Here is a 16,592-nt window from a genome sequence, read left to right as displayed (position 1 = left end):
AACCTGAGAGAAACGCCCACGTTCATGGATCACCTGGCTTGCTTCACCCCGGCCGATCTGCTCGGCCGCACCCCGCCCGACCTGGGCGCGTTCCGTTGGAAGCTGCTGGCCCAGGGCGACTCGTGGTTCTCCAACGCGGCGGCGAAGCTCAACGCCCACGCCAACCTGCTGCAGGAGCTGGTCTTCAAGGAGAAGGTCGCCGCGGTCAACTGCGCCGGCACCGGCAATGCGCTGTCGCACATGGTGGACCTGGAGGCCAGCGCCGATTTCGTCCGCCTGCTGACGGGCACCGATGCGCCGGTCTGGGACGGTGTGCTGCTGTCCATGGGCGGCAACGACCTCATCGCCGCCGCGCGCACGCCGGCGCAGAACTGGAATGGCGAGCCCATCCCGCTGGAGCTGCGCCTGCTGCGCCACCAGACCGAATGGGGCCCGCCATCGGCCGGCGTCGCGCGCTATTTCTCGGAGCCCGGCTGGGCCACCTATGCCGAATACCTGCGCACCAACGTCAAGCACCTGCTGTCACTGCGCGACCAGGGCCCGTCGGCCGGCAAGCCGGTCTTCATGCACTGCTATGCCGTGCCCATGCCGCGCCCGGCCGGCGCCGAGAGCAACGATGACCTGGGCGCTGCCAGCGGGCCCTGGCTCTACCCGGCGCTGAAGGCCTACGGCGTGCCCGCCGCGGACTGGGCCGCCGTCAGCCGGCTGATGGTCTTCCACCTGGCGCAGCTGCTCAAGGGCATGGCGGCCGACAAGGCCACCTTCAGCGGCCTGTTCGTGTTCGATTCGACGACCGTGCCGCTGGCGCTGGCCGCGCCGGGCTCCACCGGCATCAGCGGCGACTGGCACAACGAGATCCACCTCAACCACAGCGGCTGCTTCAAGATCGCCCGCGCCTGGAGCGAGGCCATCGAGATGGTGCTGGAGGGCAAGCACCTGATCCAGCCGACACCCAGCCGCAAGGGCCGCGGCAGCTCCAGCAACAGCTGATCAGCGGTCCACCGGCTTCAGGTCGTCGGAGCGGGCCAGGTCGAGCAGGTGCTCGACCTCTTCCTTGTGCTCCACGAGGTTGCGCTGGTGCCAGCGCCGGATCCACCACATCGTGCCGGCCACCACCACGCCGAAGATGGTGATGGCGCCGAAGGCCGACAGGCCGAAGCGCGTCATGGCCGTGTAGAAGGCGCCCAGGCCCAGGATGCAGGCCTGCTCGTTGAAGTTCTGAACGGCGATGCTGCGGCCGGCGCCCATCAGGTTGTGCCCGCGGTGCTGCAGCAGCGCGTTCATCGGCACGACCATGTAGCCGCCAATGGCGCCCAGCAGCACCAGGAAGGGCGCGGCCACCCAGACGTTGCCGATGACGTTCATGAAGATGACCAGCAGGCCCATCGCGATGCCGAGCGGGATGACCGAGGTCGCGCGGTCCAGCCGGCAGTAGAGCGACGCGACGACGGCGCCGGCCGCCGTGCCGATGGCCACCACGCCGACCAGCGACGACGCCTGCTGCGTGCCATAGCCCAGCGCCGCGGCGGCCCAGGCCAGCACGATGTAGCGCAGGTTGCCGCTGACGCCCCAGAAGAGCGTCGTCGTCGCCAGCGAGATCTGGCCCAGCTTGTCCTGCCAGAGCCGGCTGTTGCAGGAGGAGAAGTCGCGCACCAGGCCCACCAGGCTGTGGGCGATGGGCTGCAGCGGGGACTCGGTGCGCGGGATGCGCAGGTTGAACAGCGCCGCCAGCACGTACAGGCCGACCAGGCTGCCGATGGCGGCCTCGGGTGGCGTGTCGATGCCGGTGTCGAAGAACGGCAGGTCGAAGCCCAGCAGCATGTGGGACACGCGGTCACCGATGAGCTGGCCGCCCAGCAGCACGCCGAGGATGATGGACGCGATCGTCAGGCCCTCGATCCAGCCGTTGGCCTTGACGAGCTGCGACGGCGGTAGCAGTTCGGTCAGGATGCCGTACTTGGCCGGCGAGTAGGCTGCGGCTCCCAGGCCCACGATGGCGTAGGAAAGCAGCGGATGCGTGCCGAACAGCATCATCAGGCAGCCCACCACCTTGATGCTGTTCGAATAGAACATCACCTTGCCCTTTGGGACCGCGTCGGCAAAGGCACCGACGAAGGGCGCGAGCACGACGTAGAAGAGGGCGAACATCGGCACCAGCGCGGCGCGTTGCCACTCGGCGGCGCCGGAGGATCGCAGCAGCTCGACGGCGGCGACAAACAGTGCGTTATCAGCCAGCGAGCTGAAGAACTGCGCCGACATGATGGTGTAGAAGCCGCGTTTCATCGGGCGATGCGCAATCCTGACTGTCTTCTGCTGAGGGCGATAAACCGGGGCGGCGCGGGTTTATAGCACGCGCCCCGTTGCCGGCCGACGCCCCAAACCCGGGCGCAAAATCCGGCCATGCCACGCCCGATCGAAGCCCTGATCCACACCCAAGCGCTCGCCCACAACCTGGCCCGCGCACGCGCCCAAGCCCCGAACGCCCGCGTCTGGGCCGTCGTCAAGGCGAACGCCTACGGTCACGGCATCGAGCGCGCCTTCGAGGGCCTGCGCGGGGCCGACGGCTTCGCGCTGCTGGACCTGGCCGAAGCCGAACGGCTGCGGGCGCTGGACTGGCGCGGCCCCATCCTGCTGCTGGAAGGCGTGTTCGAGCCGCGCGACCTGGAGCTGTGCTCGCGCCTGAAGCTCTGGCATGCCGTGCACTGCGAGCAGCAGATCGACTGGCTGGCCATGCACAAGACGCACGAGCCGCACCGCGTCTTCCTCAAGCTGAACTCGGGCATGAACCGGTTGGGCTTCCCGCCGGCCGCCTTCCGCGCCGCCTATGCGCGGCTGGACGCGCTGCCGCAGGTCGACGAGATCGGGCTGATGACCCACTTCTCCGATGCCGATGCGCAGCGCCAGGGCGTGGACGGCATCGCTCATCAGCTGGCCGCCTTCGAGGCCGCGGCCGACGGCCTGGCCGGCGAGCGCACCATCGCCAACAGCGCCGCGACGCTGCGCCACCCCACGCGCACGGCGGCCGACTGGGTGCGCGCCGGCATCATGGTCTACGGCGGCGTGCCGGACTTCCCCGAACATGACGCCGCGCACTGGGACCTGCAGCCGGCGATGACGCTGCGCTCCAAGGTCATAGCCGTGCAGCAGCTCAACCCGGGCGACACCATCGGCTACGGCAGCGCCTACACCTGCGAGCGCGCCACACGCGTGGGCATCGTCGCCTGCGGCTATGCCGACGGCTACCCGCGCCATGCGCCTACCGGCACGCCGGTGCTGGTGGACGGCGCGAGGAGCCGCACGCTGGGCCGCGTGTCCATGGACATGCTGGCCGTGGACCTGAGCGAGCTGCCGGCCAGCGGCTTCGGCAGCGAGGTGACGCTGTGGGGCGAGGGCCCGCACGGGTCGCGCCTGCCCATCGACGAAGTGGCCCAACCGGCCGGCACCATCGGCTACGAGCTGATGTGCGCCGTCGCGCCGCGCGTGCCGATCAGGAATGCCTGACTTTCACTGGCAACCCCAGCCCGGCGAGATCGAGTTCGACGCCATCCGCGCCAGCGGCCCGGGCGGCCAGAACGTCAACAAGGTGGCGAACGCCGTCCACCTGCGCTTCGACATTCGCGCGTCCAGCCTGCCCGAGGCCGTCAAGGCGCGGCTGCTGAACTGGGCCGACCAACGCATCACGTCGGACGGCGTCGTCGTCATCAAGGCCCAGGACTCGCGCAGCCTGGAGCGCAACCGGGCGGATGCCGTCGCCCGCCTCATCGAGCTGGTGCGGGCCGCCGCGCATGTGCCCAAGGCGCGGCGCGCCACCAAGCCGACCTATGGCTCCAAGCAGCGGCGGCTGGAGGGCAAGGCCAAGCGCAGCGGCATCAAGGCCGGGCGGCGTTCGCCGGTCGAGTAGCGACGAACAGGCTGACGAGACACAGCCCCATGCCGCCAACGGCCAGCGGTGTGACCTGCCAGCCTTCCAGCGCGGCCGACACGATCAGCGCGATGACCGGCACCAGCACGCCGACCAGCGCCGCCTGCGCCGGCCCCTTGCGCTGGGCCAGCTTGAAATACAGCGTGAAGGCGATGACCGAGCCGAAGGCGGCCAGGTAGACCAGGCTGGCGACATAGGTCCACGCCCCGTCGAAGGACAGGCCGCGCCCGGTCGCAACCGACAGCAGCAGCAGGAAGGCCGCGCCATAGCCCATGCTCCACGCCAGCACCGGCACCAGCGGCAGGCCGCGGCGCGTCAGCACCAGCGTGAAGAAGCCGCCGACGACGGCGACGACGACCGCGAAGAAGCTCAGGCCCAGGCCCAGCACCGCATCCGGCCGCGCGCCCGCGGACGCGAGTTCCGGCCAGAAGATCAGCGCCACGCCCAGCACCGCGCCGCTGCTTGCTGCAAGGAAGCGCCGGCTGACCGGCTGGCGCCACAGCAGCCAGGCGACCAGCGCGTTCATGAACACCATCAAACAGAACAACACCGCCACCAGACCGCTGGGCACGAAGCGCTCGGCCTCGTAGACGGCCCAGTAGTTGCCCGCGTACTGGACGACCCCGGTGGCCAGCGCATAGCCATGCGCATAGCGCGGCAGCTTCAGCGACACGCCCTGCCAGCGCGCCAGCGCCGCCAGAAGCACGGCCGACAGCGCGAAGCGCCAGCCCACCGAGGTGAGCACGGGCACCGTGCTGCTGAGCTGGTAGAGGATGACGTGCCAGGTGCTCGCCCAGATCAGCACCGGCGCCATGAACAGCAGCCAGGTGGGCAGGCGGCCCGGCGCCGTCACGCGGCGCGCTTGAACGTGGCCAGCAGTGCGCCGGCCGCAACGAACAGCGAGCCGAACACGCGGTTGAGCATCTTGATGTGGCTTTCGCTCTTCAACGCCGCCAGCACGCGCGCAGCCAGCGCCGTGTAGCCGGCCATGACGACGAGGTCCGTGAAGGCGAGCGTGGCGCCGATGACCAGGTACTGCGGCGCCAGCGCGGCATGCAGGTCGAGGAACTGCGGCACGACCGCCAGCAGGAAGACCGTGCCCTTGGGGTTCACCGCGTTGATGCCCCAGCCGCGCAGCACCAGCTGGCGGCGCGTGGCCTGGATGGCGCCGTCATCGGCCGCGGCAAGGGGCTTGGCCGGCGCGCGCCACTGCTGCACGCCCAGGTAGATCAGGTAGGCCACGCCGGCCCACTTGACCAGCGCAAAGCCCAGCGACGACGCCGCGATCAGCGCGCCCAGGCCGGCGCTGACGAGCACCACCTGCGTCAGGATGCCGAGGATGAGGCCGAAGGTCATGAAATAGCCGCGCCGGAAGCCGTGCGACAGACCCGCGCTCATCGCCGCCACCGCGCCGGCGCCGGGCGACAGGCTGATGGCCCAGGACGCCGCAAAAAAGGCCAACCACACCGAGAAATCCATGACCGGCTCCGTCGAGAAACTGCTGGGCGGCGAGTGTCCCACGCGGCCCAAATCCCCCAGCGGAATCCGCCCATGACCCTTCCCACGGGCGCGACCACGGCAGCGCAGTCCGAGTCGCTGCAGTATGCCGTCAAGCCGAGGCACACGCACTGACGACAATGGCCGCATGGCCACGAGCAAAAGCATCTACACCTGCACCGAATGCGGCGGCACCAACGCCAAGTGGCTGGGCAAATGCCCGCACTGCGGCGCCTGGAACACCTTGACCGAGAGCGCCGCCGAGCCGGCCGGCGGCGCGAAGAACCGCTACCAGTCGCTGGCGCGCAGCCAGCCGGTGGCCACGCTCAGCGAGATCGAGGCCAGCGACTTCGAGCGCACGCCCACCGGCCAGGAAGAGCTGGACCGCGTGCTGGGCGGCGGCATCGTGGCGGGCGGCGTGGTGCTGATCGGCGGCGACCCGGGCATCGGCAAGTCGACGCTGCTGCTGCAGGCGGTGGAGTCGCTGAGCCAGACCGTCAAGGTCTTGTACGTGACCGGCGAGGAAAGCGGCGCGCAGGTGGCGATGCGCTCGCGCCGGCTGGGGCTGGCGGGCAACAAGGTGCGCGTGATGGCCGAGATCAGCCTGGAACGCATCCTCGCCGCCATCGAGGTCGAGGCGCCGGACTTCTGCGTCATCGACTCCATCCAGACGCTGTACTCCGAGCAGCTCAGCTCGGCGCCGGGCTCGGTCGCCCAGGTGCGCGAATGCGCCGCGCAGCTGACGCGCACGGCCAAGGCGCGCGGCTGCGCCATCGTGCTGGTGGGCCACGTCACCAAGGAAGGCGCGCTGGCCGGCCCGCGCGTGCTGGAACACATCGTCGACACGGTGCTGTACTTCGAGGGCGACACGCACAGCAGCTTCCGCCTCGTGCGCGCCATCAAGAACCGCTTCGGTGCCGTCAACGAGATCGGCGTGTTCGCGATGACGGAGAAGGGTCTCAAGGGCGTGGCCAACCCGAGCGCCATCTTCCTGTCGACCCACACCGAGCCGGTCCCGGGCAGCTGCGTGCTGGTCACGCTGGAGGGCACGCGGCCGCTGCTGGTCGAGTTGCAGGCGCTGGTCGACAGCGGCGGTGTCAGCCCGCGGCGGCTGTCGGTCGGCCTGGACCGCGACCGGCTGGCGATGCTGCTGGCCGTGCTGCACCGGCATGCGGGCGTGGCCACGGGCGACCAGGACGTGTTCGTCAACGCGGTGGGCGGTGTGCGCATCAGCGAGCCGGCCGCCGACCTGGCGGTGCTGCTGGCCATCCAGAGCTCGCTGCGCGGCAAGGCCTTGCCGCGCGGCTTCATCGCCTTCGGCGAGGTGGGCCTGGCCGGCGAGGTGCGCCCGGCACCGCGCGGCCAGGAGCGGCTGAAGGAGGCCGCCAAGCTCGGCTTCAGCGTGGCGGTGGTGCCGAAGGCGAATGCGCCGAAGAAGGCCATCGACGGGCTGACCATCCACGCCGTCGAGCGCGTGGAAGAGGCCATCGAGGTGTTGCGCGGGCTGGTCTGAACGGCCGCAGGTTTCCATGGTGCACGGCAGGCCAAACTCTGCTTAGGATGCAGCCTCGAACCGGAGGAAACTTTCATGTCCGACCCCGCCGACCTGAGGCAGCACGTCCGCACCGACTTTCTCGCCGCCCAGCATGACGCCGACTCCCTGCCCGGCTGGGTTTTCAAGCCGGTGCAATTCAGCCAAGGCCCCGCGGGCCTGGTGCTGAACATGAGTGACGGCGGCCTGCAGGTGCTGACCAGCGCGACCGAGCCGCTGACCGATGCGCGCTACGAGGTGGTGCTGCTGCTAGGCCGCGCCGACATGGATTCGGACGACGAGCAGGTGTCGTGGTTCAACGGCGTCGTCGAGCGCAAATGGTCGCGGCCCGTGCCGCGCATGGGCATCCTGCACGGCATGTGCTTCACGGCGCGCAATTCGACGGCCGAGCAGTTCCTGGCGGGCCACCAGGCGGCGCTCGAATCCGGCCAGTGGGTGCGCTGCGTGCTGTTGAAGGTGCCGGAGTGAGGCCCCTCAGCCAGGCGCGCCCTCGCTGAACGCGGGCGGTCTGGCTGGGTCCGTCCCCGGGGACGGCGATGCTCGCGACTTCGAGCCGCCCGCACATCGCCAGACGGGCCGCCCCAAACCGGCCCGGCGGTCGTGGCAGGATGCGCGCCCATGGACCCTTTGCCCCAGCCCCCTTACTACGCCGTCATCTTCACCAGCCAGCGCACGCCCGGCGACCAGGGCTATGGCGACATGGCCGACCGCATGGTGGCTCTGGCGGCCGGGCAGCCGGGCTACCTCGGCGTGGAGAGCGCCCGCGGCGACGACGGTCTGGGCATCACCGTCTCCTACTGGCGCAGCCCCGAGGACATCGCCGCCTGGCGCCGCCACGCGGAGCACAAGGTCGCCCGCGACACCGGGCGCAGCGACTGGTATGCGCACTACACGCTGCGCGTCGCCAAGGTCGAGCGCGCCTATGCCTGGGCGCGCGAGGACGGCAACCAGGATCCCCGGCCATGAACCCGTGGATCGGCGTGGCCCTGGCGCTCTCGGCGCTCATCCTCGGCGGCCTGCTGCTCGGCTGGCAGGGCGCCATCTTTGCCACAACGGGCATCATCTTCTGGCTGCTGCTGCAGATGTCGCGGCTGATGCGCGTCATGAAGGTGGCCGGCTCCGCGCCCCTGGGGTCGGTGGCCAATGCGGTCATGCTCAACAGCAAGCTGCACGCGGGCATGACGCTGGTGGACCTGATCAAGCTGGCGGGCAGCCTCGGCATCAAGCAGGCGCCGGAGACTTATCAGTGGCGCGACGCGACCGGCGACGCGGTCGAAGTGGTGCTGAAGAAAGGCAAGCTCGCCGAGTGGCGGCTGCTGCGCGCGACGCCTGACGGGCAGGCTTCGTAAAATCGCCGTTTTTCCTTCCTCAGCCTGGAGTACCCGATGGTTCCCGCCCCCCTGCACGACCGCGACGGCAAGATCTGGATGGACGGTGAGCTCGTCGACTGGCGCGACGCCAAGATCCATGTGCTGACCCATACGCTGCATTACGGCTGCGGCGCCTTCGAGGGCGTGCGCGCCTACGACACCGTCAACGGCACGGCTATCTTCCGGTTGCAGGAGCACACCCAGCGCCTGTTCAACAGCGGCAAGATCCTGCGCATGAAGATCCCGTTCTCGGTGGAGCAGGTCAACGAGGCGCAGCGCGCCGTCGTCAAGGCCAACAACCTCAAGAGCGCCTACATCCGCCCGCTGATCTGGATCGGCTCCGAGAAGCTGGGCGTCAGCCCCAAGGGCAACCAGGTGCACCTGATGGTGGCCGCGTGGAGCTGGGGCGCCTACCTCGGCGAAGAGGGCCTGAAGCGCGGCATCCGCGTGAAGACCAGCTCCTACACGCGCCACCACGTCAACATCACGATGACGCAGGCCAAGACGGTGTCCAACTACACCAACTCCATCCTGGCCAACATGGAAGCCACCGACGACGGCTACGACGAGGCGCTGCTGCTGGACGCGTCGGGCTTCGTCAGCGAAGGCGCGGGCGAGAACCTGTTCGTCATCAAGAACGGCGTCGTCTACACGCCCGACCTGTCGGCCGGCGCGCTGAACGGCATCACGCGCAACACCATCTTCTCGATCTGCCAGGACCTGGGCCTCAAGCTCGTCGAGAAACGCATCACCCGCGACGAGGTCTACATCTGCGACGAGGCCTTCTTCACCGGCACCGCCGCCGAAGTGACGCCCATCCGCGAGCTGGACCGCATCGAGATCGGCAGCGGCTCGCGCGGCCCCATCACCGAGAAGATCCAGTCGGCCTTCTTCGACATCGTCAACGGCCGCAACCCCAAGTACGCCGAATGGCTGACCGCCGTCTAAAAGCAAGACCATGAGCACCATCCAGACCCCCGCCGCCACCGTCGAAGTCACCGCCAAGGACTGCAACGACAACGGCACCGTCTTCTGCCCCAACCCCAAGATGGCGCTGTGGAGCAACCACCCGCGCGTCTTCATCGACCTGAGCCATGGCGGCCAGGGCCAGTGCCCCTACTGCGGCACGGCCTACAAGCTCAAGGCCGGCGAGGTCGTCGGCGGACACCACTGAACTGACAGCCATGCCGCGCAACCCCGCCCAGCAGGCCGCGCTGCTGGCCTCGCCCGACGACACCGAGGCCCAGTTCTACGAGGCCCTCCAGCACGCCGACCTCGACCGCCTGATGGCGCTGTGGGGCGACGACGAGGAGGTCGCCTGCGTGCACCCGGGCGGGCCGCGCATCGTCGGCCTGGTCGCCATCCGCGCGGCCTTCGACGCCGTGTTCAAGCGCGGCACCGTCAACGTCCACCCCGAGCGCGTGCGCCGGCTGCACAGCGGCGACTGCGCCATCCACCACGTGCTGGAACGCGTGCAGCTGCATGACGATGGCAAGACGTCCTGGGTCATCTCGACCAACGTCTACCTGAAGACCGCACTCGGCTGGCGCATCGTGCTGCACCACGCCAGCCCGGGCAATGCGGGCGATGTCCAGGAGCTCGTCGCCGACGCCGGCACTCTGCACTGATGCAGTACCGCGCGCCCCGCTGGCTGCCCGGCGGCCATGCCCAGACCATCTGGCCTGCCCTCTTCAGCCGCCAGCACGACGGCACCCGGCCCAGTTGGACGCGCGAGCGCTGGGACACGCCCGATGGCGACTTCATCGACGTCGACTTCCTGGCCGATGCGCCGCCGGGGGCACCGCTGTTCGTGCTGTTCCACGGCCTGGAGGGCGACCGCACCAGCCACTCCAGCGTCGCCTTCGCCAGCGTCGCCCGCGCGCGCGGCTGGGCGATGGCGCTGCCCCACTTCCGCGGCTGCTCGGGCGAGCTGAACCGCGCGCCGCGCGCCTACCACTCGGGCGACTTCGAGGAGATCGGCTGGATCCTGCAGCGCCTGCGCGAGCGCCACGGCGCGCCACTCATCGCCGCCGGCGTGTCCCTGGGCGGCAATGCACTGCTGCGCTGGGCCGAGGAAGCCGGCCACGGCGCCGCGCACACCGCCCGCGCCGTCTGTTCCATCTGCTCGCCCATCGACCTCGCCGCGGCAGGCGCGGCAATCGACCGCGGCTTCAACAAGCAGGTCTATGCGCGCCGCTTCCTGCGCACCATGATCCCCAAGGCGCTGCGCAAGCTGCAGCAACACCCGGGCCTGTTCGACGGCGAGCGGCTCCAGCGTGCGTCCACCATCTACGAGTTCGACAACTTCTTCACCGCGCCGCTGCACGGCTTCAAGAACACCGAGGACTACTGGGCGCGCGCCGCGGCCAAGCCGCACCTGCACTGCATCCGCATCCCGGCCCTGGTGCTGAACGCCCGCAACGACCCTTTCGTGCCCGGGCACAGCCTGCCGCATGCCGCTGAAGTGGGTGCTTATGTGACACTCTGGCAGCCCGGCCATGGCGGCCACGTCGGCTTTGCAGCCGGCGGCCTGCCTGGCCATCTGCTGACGATGCCGGAGCAGGTCTGCGACTGGTTGTCCAAGCACCGCTGAAGGACGCACCCGATGGATGACATCGTCCAGGCCGCGCTGAAGAAGTGGCCCAACGTTCCCCACTGCTACGGCTGGCTGGCACTGGACGCGCGCGGCGACTGGTACATGCGCGACGAGCGCATCCAGCAGGCCGGCCCCTTCCCGCGGGTGAAGGGCAGCCGCATCGACCACGACAAGCTGCTGTCCTTCATCGGCCGCAACTATGACAGCGATGAACGCGGCGCCTGGTTCTTCCAGAACGGCCCGCAGCGCGTCTACGTGGAGCTGGAATGCACACCCTGGGTCTGGCGCCTGCAGCCCGACGGCCGAGTGCAGAGCCACACCGGCCGCGATGTGCGGGTCGAGTCGGTCTGGCTGGACGAGACCGGCCATCTGTACCTGCTTGCCGACCTAGGCTTCGGCCTGGTGCACACCCAGGACATGGGCCTGGCCGCCGAGGCCGTCGAGGCCGGCCGCTGGGCGCCGCAGGACTGCCTGGCCGCCAAGCTGCCGGCCCTCTACCGCTTTCAGCGCCGGCCGCACGCCTGAAGCCCCTCGTCCAGCCGCGCCTCGCTGAATGGGGCACATCTGACCGGTCCCCGCGGGGACGGCGATGCCCGCGGCATGAAGCCGCGAGCACATCGCCTGCGGGGGCGCGCAGCCGGGCCGCGCAGAAATGACGAAGCCCGCCAAGGGCGGGCTTCCGGCAGGGCGCGAAAGGCTCAATTCGCGGCCGAGGCGGCTGGAGCCGGCATCTTGGGCTCGTCGAACTTGGCGCCACCGGCATTGGCCATGTAGACCACGGCGCGGTGGATCTCGAAGTCGCTGAAATCGCCGCCGCCTTGCGGGCCCATGTTGCCCTTGCCCTTCAGCGCCGAGGTCAGCAGCGCCTCGACACCGCTCTTGACGCGGGGGCCCCAGGCGGCGGCATCGCCCAGCTTGGGTGCGCCGGCGGCGCCGGTGGCGTGGCAGGCGGCGCACTGTGCCTGGAAGACCTGCTCGCCGCTCTTCATCGCAGCGGCATCGTTGGCGTCCTTCACCTCGACATGGCCGACCGGCGCGATGCGCGCGGCGACCGCCTGGGCCTCCAGCGCCTCAGTCCCGGCGGCGGGCTTGCTCGCGGTGGTCACGTAGTTGGCCAGCAGGATGATGACGATCACCGGCACCACGAAGGAAAACAGCACGGCCCATGCCAACTGCTTCGGGGTCTTGATCGGCCCTGTATGGGCATCGTCCTGGTGGTGATCGTGGCTGGCGCTCATGGATTCCTCTTGTCGATCCTGTCGGTCTTCTGGGCTCTCGCGTGCCGTTGCAGCGCGCGACACGAAAAACCGTCGAATTATAGGCGGGCGCCATCACCTGCCCCGGGCGGTAGAAGCCCGCTGTTAGAATCTGCGGCTTCGCGCCCGTAGCTCAATGGATAGAGTACTGCCCTCCGAAGGCAGGGGTTGTTGGTTCGATCCCAACCGGGCGCGCCAGACTTAGGCCATGCAAGTCCCTGACATGCATGGCCTTTTCTATTTGGCGGCCCCCGCGCGAACCGTGCAACGGACTTGAGGTGGGCCAAAAGTGGGCCAAAGACGTTCCCGCCAACAGACTTGGACGTCACCCCAACGTAGCCACCCGCGGACTGGCATCCGGAGGCGACAACCGTCCTTTGGACCGTGGTTCGAGAAATTGCCTCCCACCCATACCTTGGCCGTCAGCCGTACTCGGAGGTACAGGCCCTCGCCATCGGCGAGCAGGTATTCGGTGTTGCGCGGCTGTGCCGCCTTGATCAGGAGCTCGTTAAGTTGGCCCATGGTGTACCCAAAATCGACTGCGGTTGAAAAGCAGTCTGGGGTACACCGGTGGGTACACGCAACGACGAGACTTAGTTGGATTCTCCGGGACTTCCTGAGCCGCCTTTTTAAGGCTAAGTCCTTGATGAACAAGGGCTTTTTAGCATTCTTGGGATCGTCCGGGATGAAGCGATGGTGGCCTGGGGCGGAATCGAACCACCGACACGCGGATTTTCAATCCGCTGCTCTACCAACTGAGCTACCAGGCCTTTGTTTGGTTCCACCGAAACGACCGGTGGCCGCTCAGCGAAGTCCGCGACTGTAGCACAAGCTGCGCAGCTTTGACCAGCTCAGGCGCCGCTGCCACGCTTGTTGCGGGTCAGGTCCACGCCCAGCTGCTTGAGCTTGCGATACAGGTGCGTGCGCTCCAGGCCGGTCTTTTCGGCGACGCGGGTCATGGAGCCGTTTTCCTTGGCGAGGTGGAACTCGAAGTAGCTCTTCTCGAAAGCGTCGCGTGCCTCGCGCAGCGGGCGGTCGAGTTCGAAGCTCTGCTCCGACGCGAGCGCATTGCTGCTGCTCGGCAAGTGATTGACGAGGCTGACGCCATGGCCGGTCGCCACCGGCAGGCCGAGGCTGGTGGGGTCGGGGCGGGTGTAGCTGGGCAGGCCGACGGCGGCGGGCGCGGGGCGCGGCGGGGCGGTCTTGACCAATGCCTGCTCGACGGCGCGCAGCAGCTTCTGCAGCGTGATGGGCTTTTCGAGGAAGGCGATGGCGCCGAACTTGGTGGCCTCGACCGCCGTGTCGATGGTGCCGTGGCCGCTCATCATGATGACCGGCATGGTCAGCAGGCCCGCACCGCCCCATTCCTTGAGCAGCGTGACGCCGTCGACGTCGGGCATCCAGATGTCGAGCAGCACGAGGTCGGGGCGCGAGCGTTCGCGCGCCGCGCGCGCCTGGGCGGCGTTCTCGGCCAGCTCGATGGTGTGCCCCTCGTCGCTGAGGATTTCGGACAACAGGGCGCGGATGCCCAGTTCGTCGTCGACAACAAGAATGGTGGCCATGAATCCTCAGGTTTTGGCGCCTTGCGCACCGGGCTCGGTGGCAGCTGCCAGATTCGAAAATGATAGCGAAACTTGCGCGCCCGTCACGGCGCCCTCCGGCGCACCTTCCGCGGGAGGACCCGCATCGGAAGCGGCATGCAGGTTGCGCAAGGCGATGCGGGCGCCATGTTCGTCGGCGATCTTCTTGACCACGGCCAGGCCCAGGCCGGTGCCTTTGCTCTTGGTCGTCACGTAGGGCTCGAAGGCGCGCTTGAGCACTTTGTCGGCAAAGCCGGCGCCGTTGTCGATGATGTGCAGGCGCACGGAGCGCGGCGCGCCGGCGTCCGTCAGCGACAGCGATGAGCGCACGATGACGCGGCCATCGGCGCGCTCCTGCACGGCGTCCAGTGCGTTCTGCACGAGGTTGTGGATGACCTGGCGCAGCTGGCTGGCATCGCCCTTGATGCACGGCAGGTTGGGCGTGAGGTCGGTGACCAGGCGGCCGCGGTCCTGCGGCTCGGCGTAGAGGCTGAGCACCTCACGGATGAGGGCGTTCAGGTCCAGCGGGTGCAGCTGGGCCGACGGCAGGCGCGCGTAGTCGCGGAACTCGTTGACGAGCTGCTTCATGGCCTGCACCTGGTTGACGATGGTCGCCACCGAGCGCACGAGCATGGCCTGGTCGGCGCCTTCGAGCTTGGCCTCGAGCTTGTGCTGCAGGCGCTCGGCGGAAAGCTGGATGGGCGTCAGCGGGTTCTTGATCTCGTGCGCGAGGCGGCGCGCGACCTCGCTCCAGGCGGCCGAGCGCTGGGCCGACACGACCTCGGAGATGTCGTCGAACACGACCAGCCGGTTGGCCTGCGGCAGCGGCGCGCCGCGCACCAGCAGCGTCAGCGGGTCCTGCTTGGGGTCGAGTTGCAGCTCGAAGGATTCCTGCCACAGCTCGCGTTCGCTCTCGGCACCGATGTGCTGCTCGAAGCGCTGGTCCAGCGACGCGGCGAACTGCTCCAGGCCCGGCACGTCGGCCAGCGGGCGGCCGACGTAGGCCGACAGCGGCAGCCGCAGGATGCGCGTGGCGCCGGGGTTGACGGTCTCCAGGTGGCCGTTGGCGTCGAAGACGAGCACGCCGGCGGTCAGGTTGTCGAGGATGGTCTGCAGGTGGGTGCGGGCGGCGTCCAGCTCGACGACGGTGCGCGAGACCTGGGCGCGCGCGTCGGAGAGCTGGCCGGTCATGTCGGCGAAGGACCGCGTCAGCCCGCCGAGCTCGTCGCGCGTGGCGAGCACCGGCCGCACGGACAGGTCGCCCTGCGCGACATGGCGCATGCCGTCGGCCAGCATCAGCAGCGGCCGTGCGAGCTGGTTGCCCAGCGTGACGGCCAGCAGCAACGCCGCGAAGACGGCCAGGATGAGCACCAGCGTCAGCGTGCCGAGGTACATGCGGCGCAGGCCCACGCGTTCCAGCGAGCGCTGCTGGTATTCGCTGTTGGCGGTCTGCACGGCCAGCGCGTTGCTGAGCATGCTGGCGGGCACGCGCTGTATGACCATCAGGTAGCGCTCGCCCAGGCCCAGGCGCAGCTCGGTGTTGGGCAGCAGGGCCAGCGCGCGGATCTGCGCGCCGCCCTGCAGCGCGGCGGCCTCGTCCTCCAGGCCTTCGAGCTGGCTGGCCGGCGCGCCGCCGCGGGCCTGGCGCAGCAAGGTGCTGCTGGGCCGGTCGGGCGTGAGGTGGCGGGTGTCGCCGCCGCTCTCGAGCAGGATCTGGCCATTGCCGCCGACGAGGGCGACGGTGCGTGCGCCGAGCTTGTCGCGCAGCCGCTCCAGCGCCAGCAGCTGCGGCGTGCTGGCGTCGGCGAACTGGTCGGCGGCGTCACGCGTGCGGCTGCCGAGGTCGGACACCATCGCGTCCAGCGTGCCGCGGCCGAGGTTGAGGCCGGCCTCCAGCGCACTGGCCAGGCGCACGTCGAACCAGGTCTCGATGCTGCGGTTCACGAACTGGTAGGACACCGCGTAGATCATCAAGCCCGGCACCACGCCCACCAGCGCGAAAATGCCCGCCAGCTTGAACAGCAACCGGCTGCCGAAGCGCCCGCGGCGCACGCGCACGACCAGGCGCACGGCGGCCGTCAGGATCACCAGCGTCAGCACCGCGGCGACGCCGACGTTGACCCAGTAGAGCCAGTGATAGTGGCGCTCGAAGACGCCGCGCTCGGAGGTGGTGCCGACGATCAGCACGAAGGCGAGCACGCCGGCCACGCCGATCAGGGTCACCAGCGTGATGACCCAGCCCCAGCGCGCGACCTTGTTCATTTCAGGGTGAAGTCGGGCGCGAAGTTGCGCTTCTGCTCGATGCTGAGTGCAAAGCCGGATTGCAGGCCGATCTGCATCGGGCGCGGCAGCTGGCTGACGTCGAGCTTGTAGCTGAACTCGAGGTAGTAGCCGCCACCGTCGTCGAGGTCCTTGGGCTCGGCGATGCGCCAGCCGCTCTGGCCGCGCAGCACGGTGAGGGCCTCGTCGAGCGTCGCGAAGCTCTGGTGCAGGCCGCCGTTGGAGACGCGGTACTGGCGGGTCAGCGATTGCCAGGCCAGGCGCCAGGTGCGCTCCACGCGGGACACGCGGGCGTCGCGCCAGTACCAGCGGCTGCGCAGCACGGCGGCCTCGGCGACGAAGTACAGCGGCACGCCCTTGTGCAGCGCGTCCTCGGCAGGGCGGCTGAGTTCGAAGCGGGCGGTGAAGCTCAGCTCCAGCCCGTCGTCGACCCGCTGCGTGGCCAGGTGGGCCAGCTCGACGCCATCGGCCCGCGCCAGCCCCGGCAACAGGGCGAGCAGCGCAGAGAAGAAGGCGGCGATGGCGATGCGGGCGAACAA

19 protein-coding genes and 2 tRNA genes are annotated in these 16,592 nt (G+C 69.2%); 13 read left to right on the top strand and 8 right to left on the bottom strand.

Annotation, left to right across the window (positions count from 1 at the left end; all coding sequences use genetic code 11):
* Window positions 1-24 precede the first annotated feature (24 nt).
* Window positions 25-990, top strand: a complete 966-nt coding sequence (locus ASD35_RS01520; protein WP_056873134.1) for a hypothetical protein — start codon at window positions 25-27, stop codon at window positions 988-990.
* Here ASD35_RS01520 and lplT read toward each other — a convergent pair whose 3' ends face one another.
* On the bottom strand, window positions 991-2,283 hold the full coding sequence (gene lplT, locus ASD35_RS01515) for a lysophospholipid transporter LplT (protein WP_056873133.1): 1,293 nt from the start codon (window positions 2,281-2,283) through the stop codon (window positions 991-993).
* A gap of 117 nt (window positions 2,284-2,400) precedes the next feature.
* On the opposite strand from lplT, the gene alr reads away from it, so the two are divergent.
* Complete coding sequence (alr, locus tag ASD35_RS01510; protein ID WP_056873132.1) at window positions 2,401-3,501, top strand: alanine racemase; 1,101 nt, start codon at window positions 2,401-2,403, stop codon at window positions 3,499-3,501.
* The gene (arfB, locus tag ASD35_RS01505; protein ID WP_056873131.1) at window positions 3,494-3,901 is read left to right on the top strand and encodes an alternative ribosome rescue aminoacyl-tRNA hydrolase ArfB; all 408 of its coding nucleotides are present in this window, start codon (window positions 3,494-3,496) and stop codon (window positions 3,899-3,901) included. Before alr ends, arfB begins: the two co-directional genes overlap by 8 nt.
* Here arfB and ASD35_RS01500 read toward each other — a convergent pair.
* Window positions 3,870-4,775, bottom strand: a complete 906-nt coding sequence (locus ASD35_RS01500) for a DMT family transporter (protein ID WP_056873130.1) — start codon at window positions 4,773-4,775, stop codon at window positions 3,870-3,872. The genes arfB and ASD35_RS01500 overlap by 32 nt on opposite strands.
* The gene (locus ASD35_RS01495) at window positions 4,772-5,401 is read right to left on the bottom strand and encodes a LysE family transporter (protein WP_056873129.1); all 630 of its coding nucleotides are present in this window, start codon (window positions 5,399-5,401) and stop codon (window positions 4,772-4,774) included. Before ASD35_RS01495 ends, ASD35_RS01500 begins: the two co-directional genes overlap by 4 nt.
* A gap of 166 nt (window positions 5,402-5,567) precedes the next feature.
* On the opposite strand from ASD35_RS01495, the gene radA reads away from it, so the two are divergent.
* From radA to ASD35_RS01450, 9 genes are all read left to right on the top strand, one after another.
* Window positions 5,568-6,932, top strand: coding sequence for a DNA repair protein RadA (radA, locus tag ASD35_RS01490; RefSeq protein WP_056873128.1), 1,365 nt, complete (start codon window positions 5,568-5,570; stop codon window positions 6,930-6,932).
* A gap of 75 nt (window positions 6,933-7,007) precedes the next feature.
* A complete protein-coding gene (locus tag ASD35_RS01485) occupies window positions 7,008-7,439 on the top strand; it encodes a hypothetical protein (protein ID WP_056873127.1) in 432 nt (143 codons plus the stop codon).
* A gap of 150 nt (window positions 7,440-7,589) precedes the next feature.
* Window positions 7,590-7,937: an antibiotic biosynthesis monooxygenase gene (locus ASD35_RS01480; RefSeq protein WP_056873126.1), complete on the top strand. Its 348-nt coding sequence runs from the start codon at window positions 7,590-7,592 to the stop codon at window positions 7,935-7,937.
* Window positions 7,934-8,320, top strand: a complete 387-nt coding sequence (locus ASD35_RS01475; protein ID WP_056873125.1) for a hypothetical protein — start codon at window positions 7,934-7,936, stop codon at window positions 8,318-8,320. The genes ASD35_RS01480 and ASD35_RS01475 overlap by 4 nt, the downstream gene beginning before the upstream one ends.
* 36 nt (window positions 8,321-8,356) lie before the next feature.
* Window positions 8,357-9,289: a branched-chain amino acid transaminase gene (locus ASD35_RS01470; protein WP_056873124.1), complete on the top strand. Its 933-nt coding sequence runs from the start codon at window positions 8,357-8,359 to the stop codon at window positions 9,287-9,289.
* A 10-nt stretch (window positions 9,290-9,299) separates the two neighbouring features.
* Window positions 9,300-9,515, top strand: coding sequence for a zinc-finger domain-containing protein (locus ASD35_RS01465; RefSeq protein WP_056873123.1), 216 nt, complete (start codon window positions 9,300-9,302; stop codon window positions 9,513-9,515).
* A 10-nt stretch (window positions 9,516-9,525) separates the two neighbouring features.
* Entirely contained in the window at window positions 9,526-9,969 is a 444-nt protein-coding gene (locus tag ASD35_RS01460; protein ID WP_056873122.1) for a nuclear transport factor 2 family protein, read from the top strand.
* Window positions 9,969-10,934 carry a YheT family hydrolase gene (locus ASD35_RS01455; protein ID WP_056873121.1) on the top strand — a complete coding sequence of 322 codons (966 nt, stop codon included), beginning with the start codon at window positions 9,969-9,971 and terminating at the stop codon, window positions 10,932-10,934. Before ASD35_RS01460 ends, ASD35_RS01455 begins: the two co-directional genes overlap by 1 nt.
* Before the next feature lie 12 nt (window positions 10,935-10,946).
* Window positions 10,947-11,462 (top strand): DUF2946 family protein, encoded by a 516-nt coding sequence (locus ASD35_RS01450; RefSeq protein WP_056873120.1) that lies wholly within the window; start codon window positions 10,947-10,949, stop codon window positions 11,460-11,462.
* A gap of 173 nt (window positions 11,463-11,635) precedes the next feature.
* Here ASD35_RS01450 and ASD35_RS01445 read toward each other — a convergent pair whose 3' ends face one another.
* A complete protein-coding gene (locus tag ASD35_RS01445) occupies window positions 11,636-12,175 on the bottom strand; it encodes a cytochrome c5 family protein (protein WP_056873119.1) in 540 nt (179 codons plus the stop codon).
* A gap of 140 nt (window positions 12,176-12,315) precedes the next feature.
* On the opposite strand from ASD35_RS01445, the gene ASD35_RS01440 reads away from it, so the two are divergent.
* Window positions 12,316-12,391: transfer RNA gene (locus tag ASD35_RS01440), tRNA-Arg, on the top strand.
* A gap of 496 nt (window positions 12,392-12,887) precedes the next feature.
* Here the strand turns inward: ASD35_RS01440 and ASD35_RS01435 are convergent.
* From ASD35_RS01435 to ASD35_RS01420, 4 genes are all read right to left on the bottom strand, one after another.
* Window positions 12,888-12,963 (bottom strand) — tRNA-Phe (locus tag ASD35_RS01435).
* An 81-nt stretch (window positions 12,964-13,044) separates the two neighbouring features.
* The gene (locus ASD35_RS01430) at window positions 13,045-13,755 is read right to left on the bottom strand and encodes a response regulator (protein WP_056873118.1); all 711 of its coding nucleotides are present in this window, start codon (window positions 13,753-13,755) and stop codon (window positions 13,045-13,047) included.
* Window positions 13,756-13,761: 6 nt separating this feature from the next.
* Complete coding sequence (locus ASD35_RS01425) at window positions 13,762-16,035, bottom strand: ATP-binding protein (protein ID WP_056873117.1); 2,274 nt, start codon at window positions 16,033-16,035, stop codon at window positions 13,762-13,764.
* Complete coding sequence (locus ASD35_RS01420) at window positions 16,032-16,592, bottom strand: DUF4390 domain-containing protein (RefSeq protein WP_056873116.1); 561 nt, start codon at window positions 16,590-16,592, stop codon at window positions 16,032-16,034. The genes ASD35_RS01425 and ASD35_RS01420 overlap by 4 nt, the downstream gene beginning before the upstream one ends.

The organism is Pelomonas sp. Root1444 (genome assembly GCF_001426885.1).
Lineage (GTDB): Bacteria > Pseudomonadota > Gammaproteobacteria > Burkholderiales > Burkholderiaceae_C > Pelomonas.
Note: the sequence above shows the minus strand (reverse complement) of the source record. Positions and strands in the feature narration are given on the sequence as shown.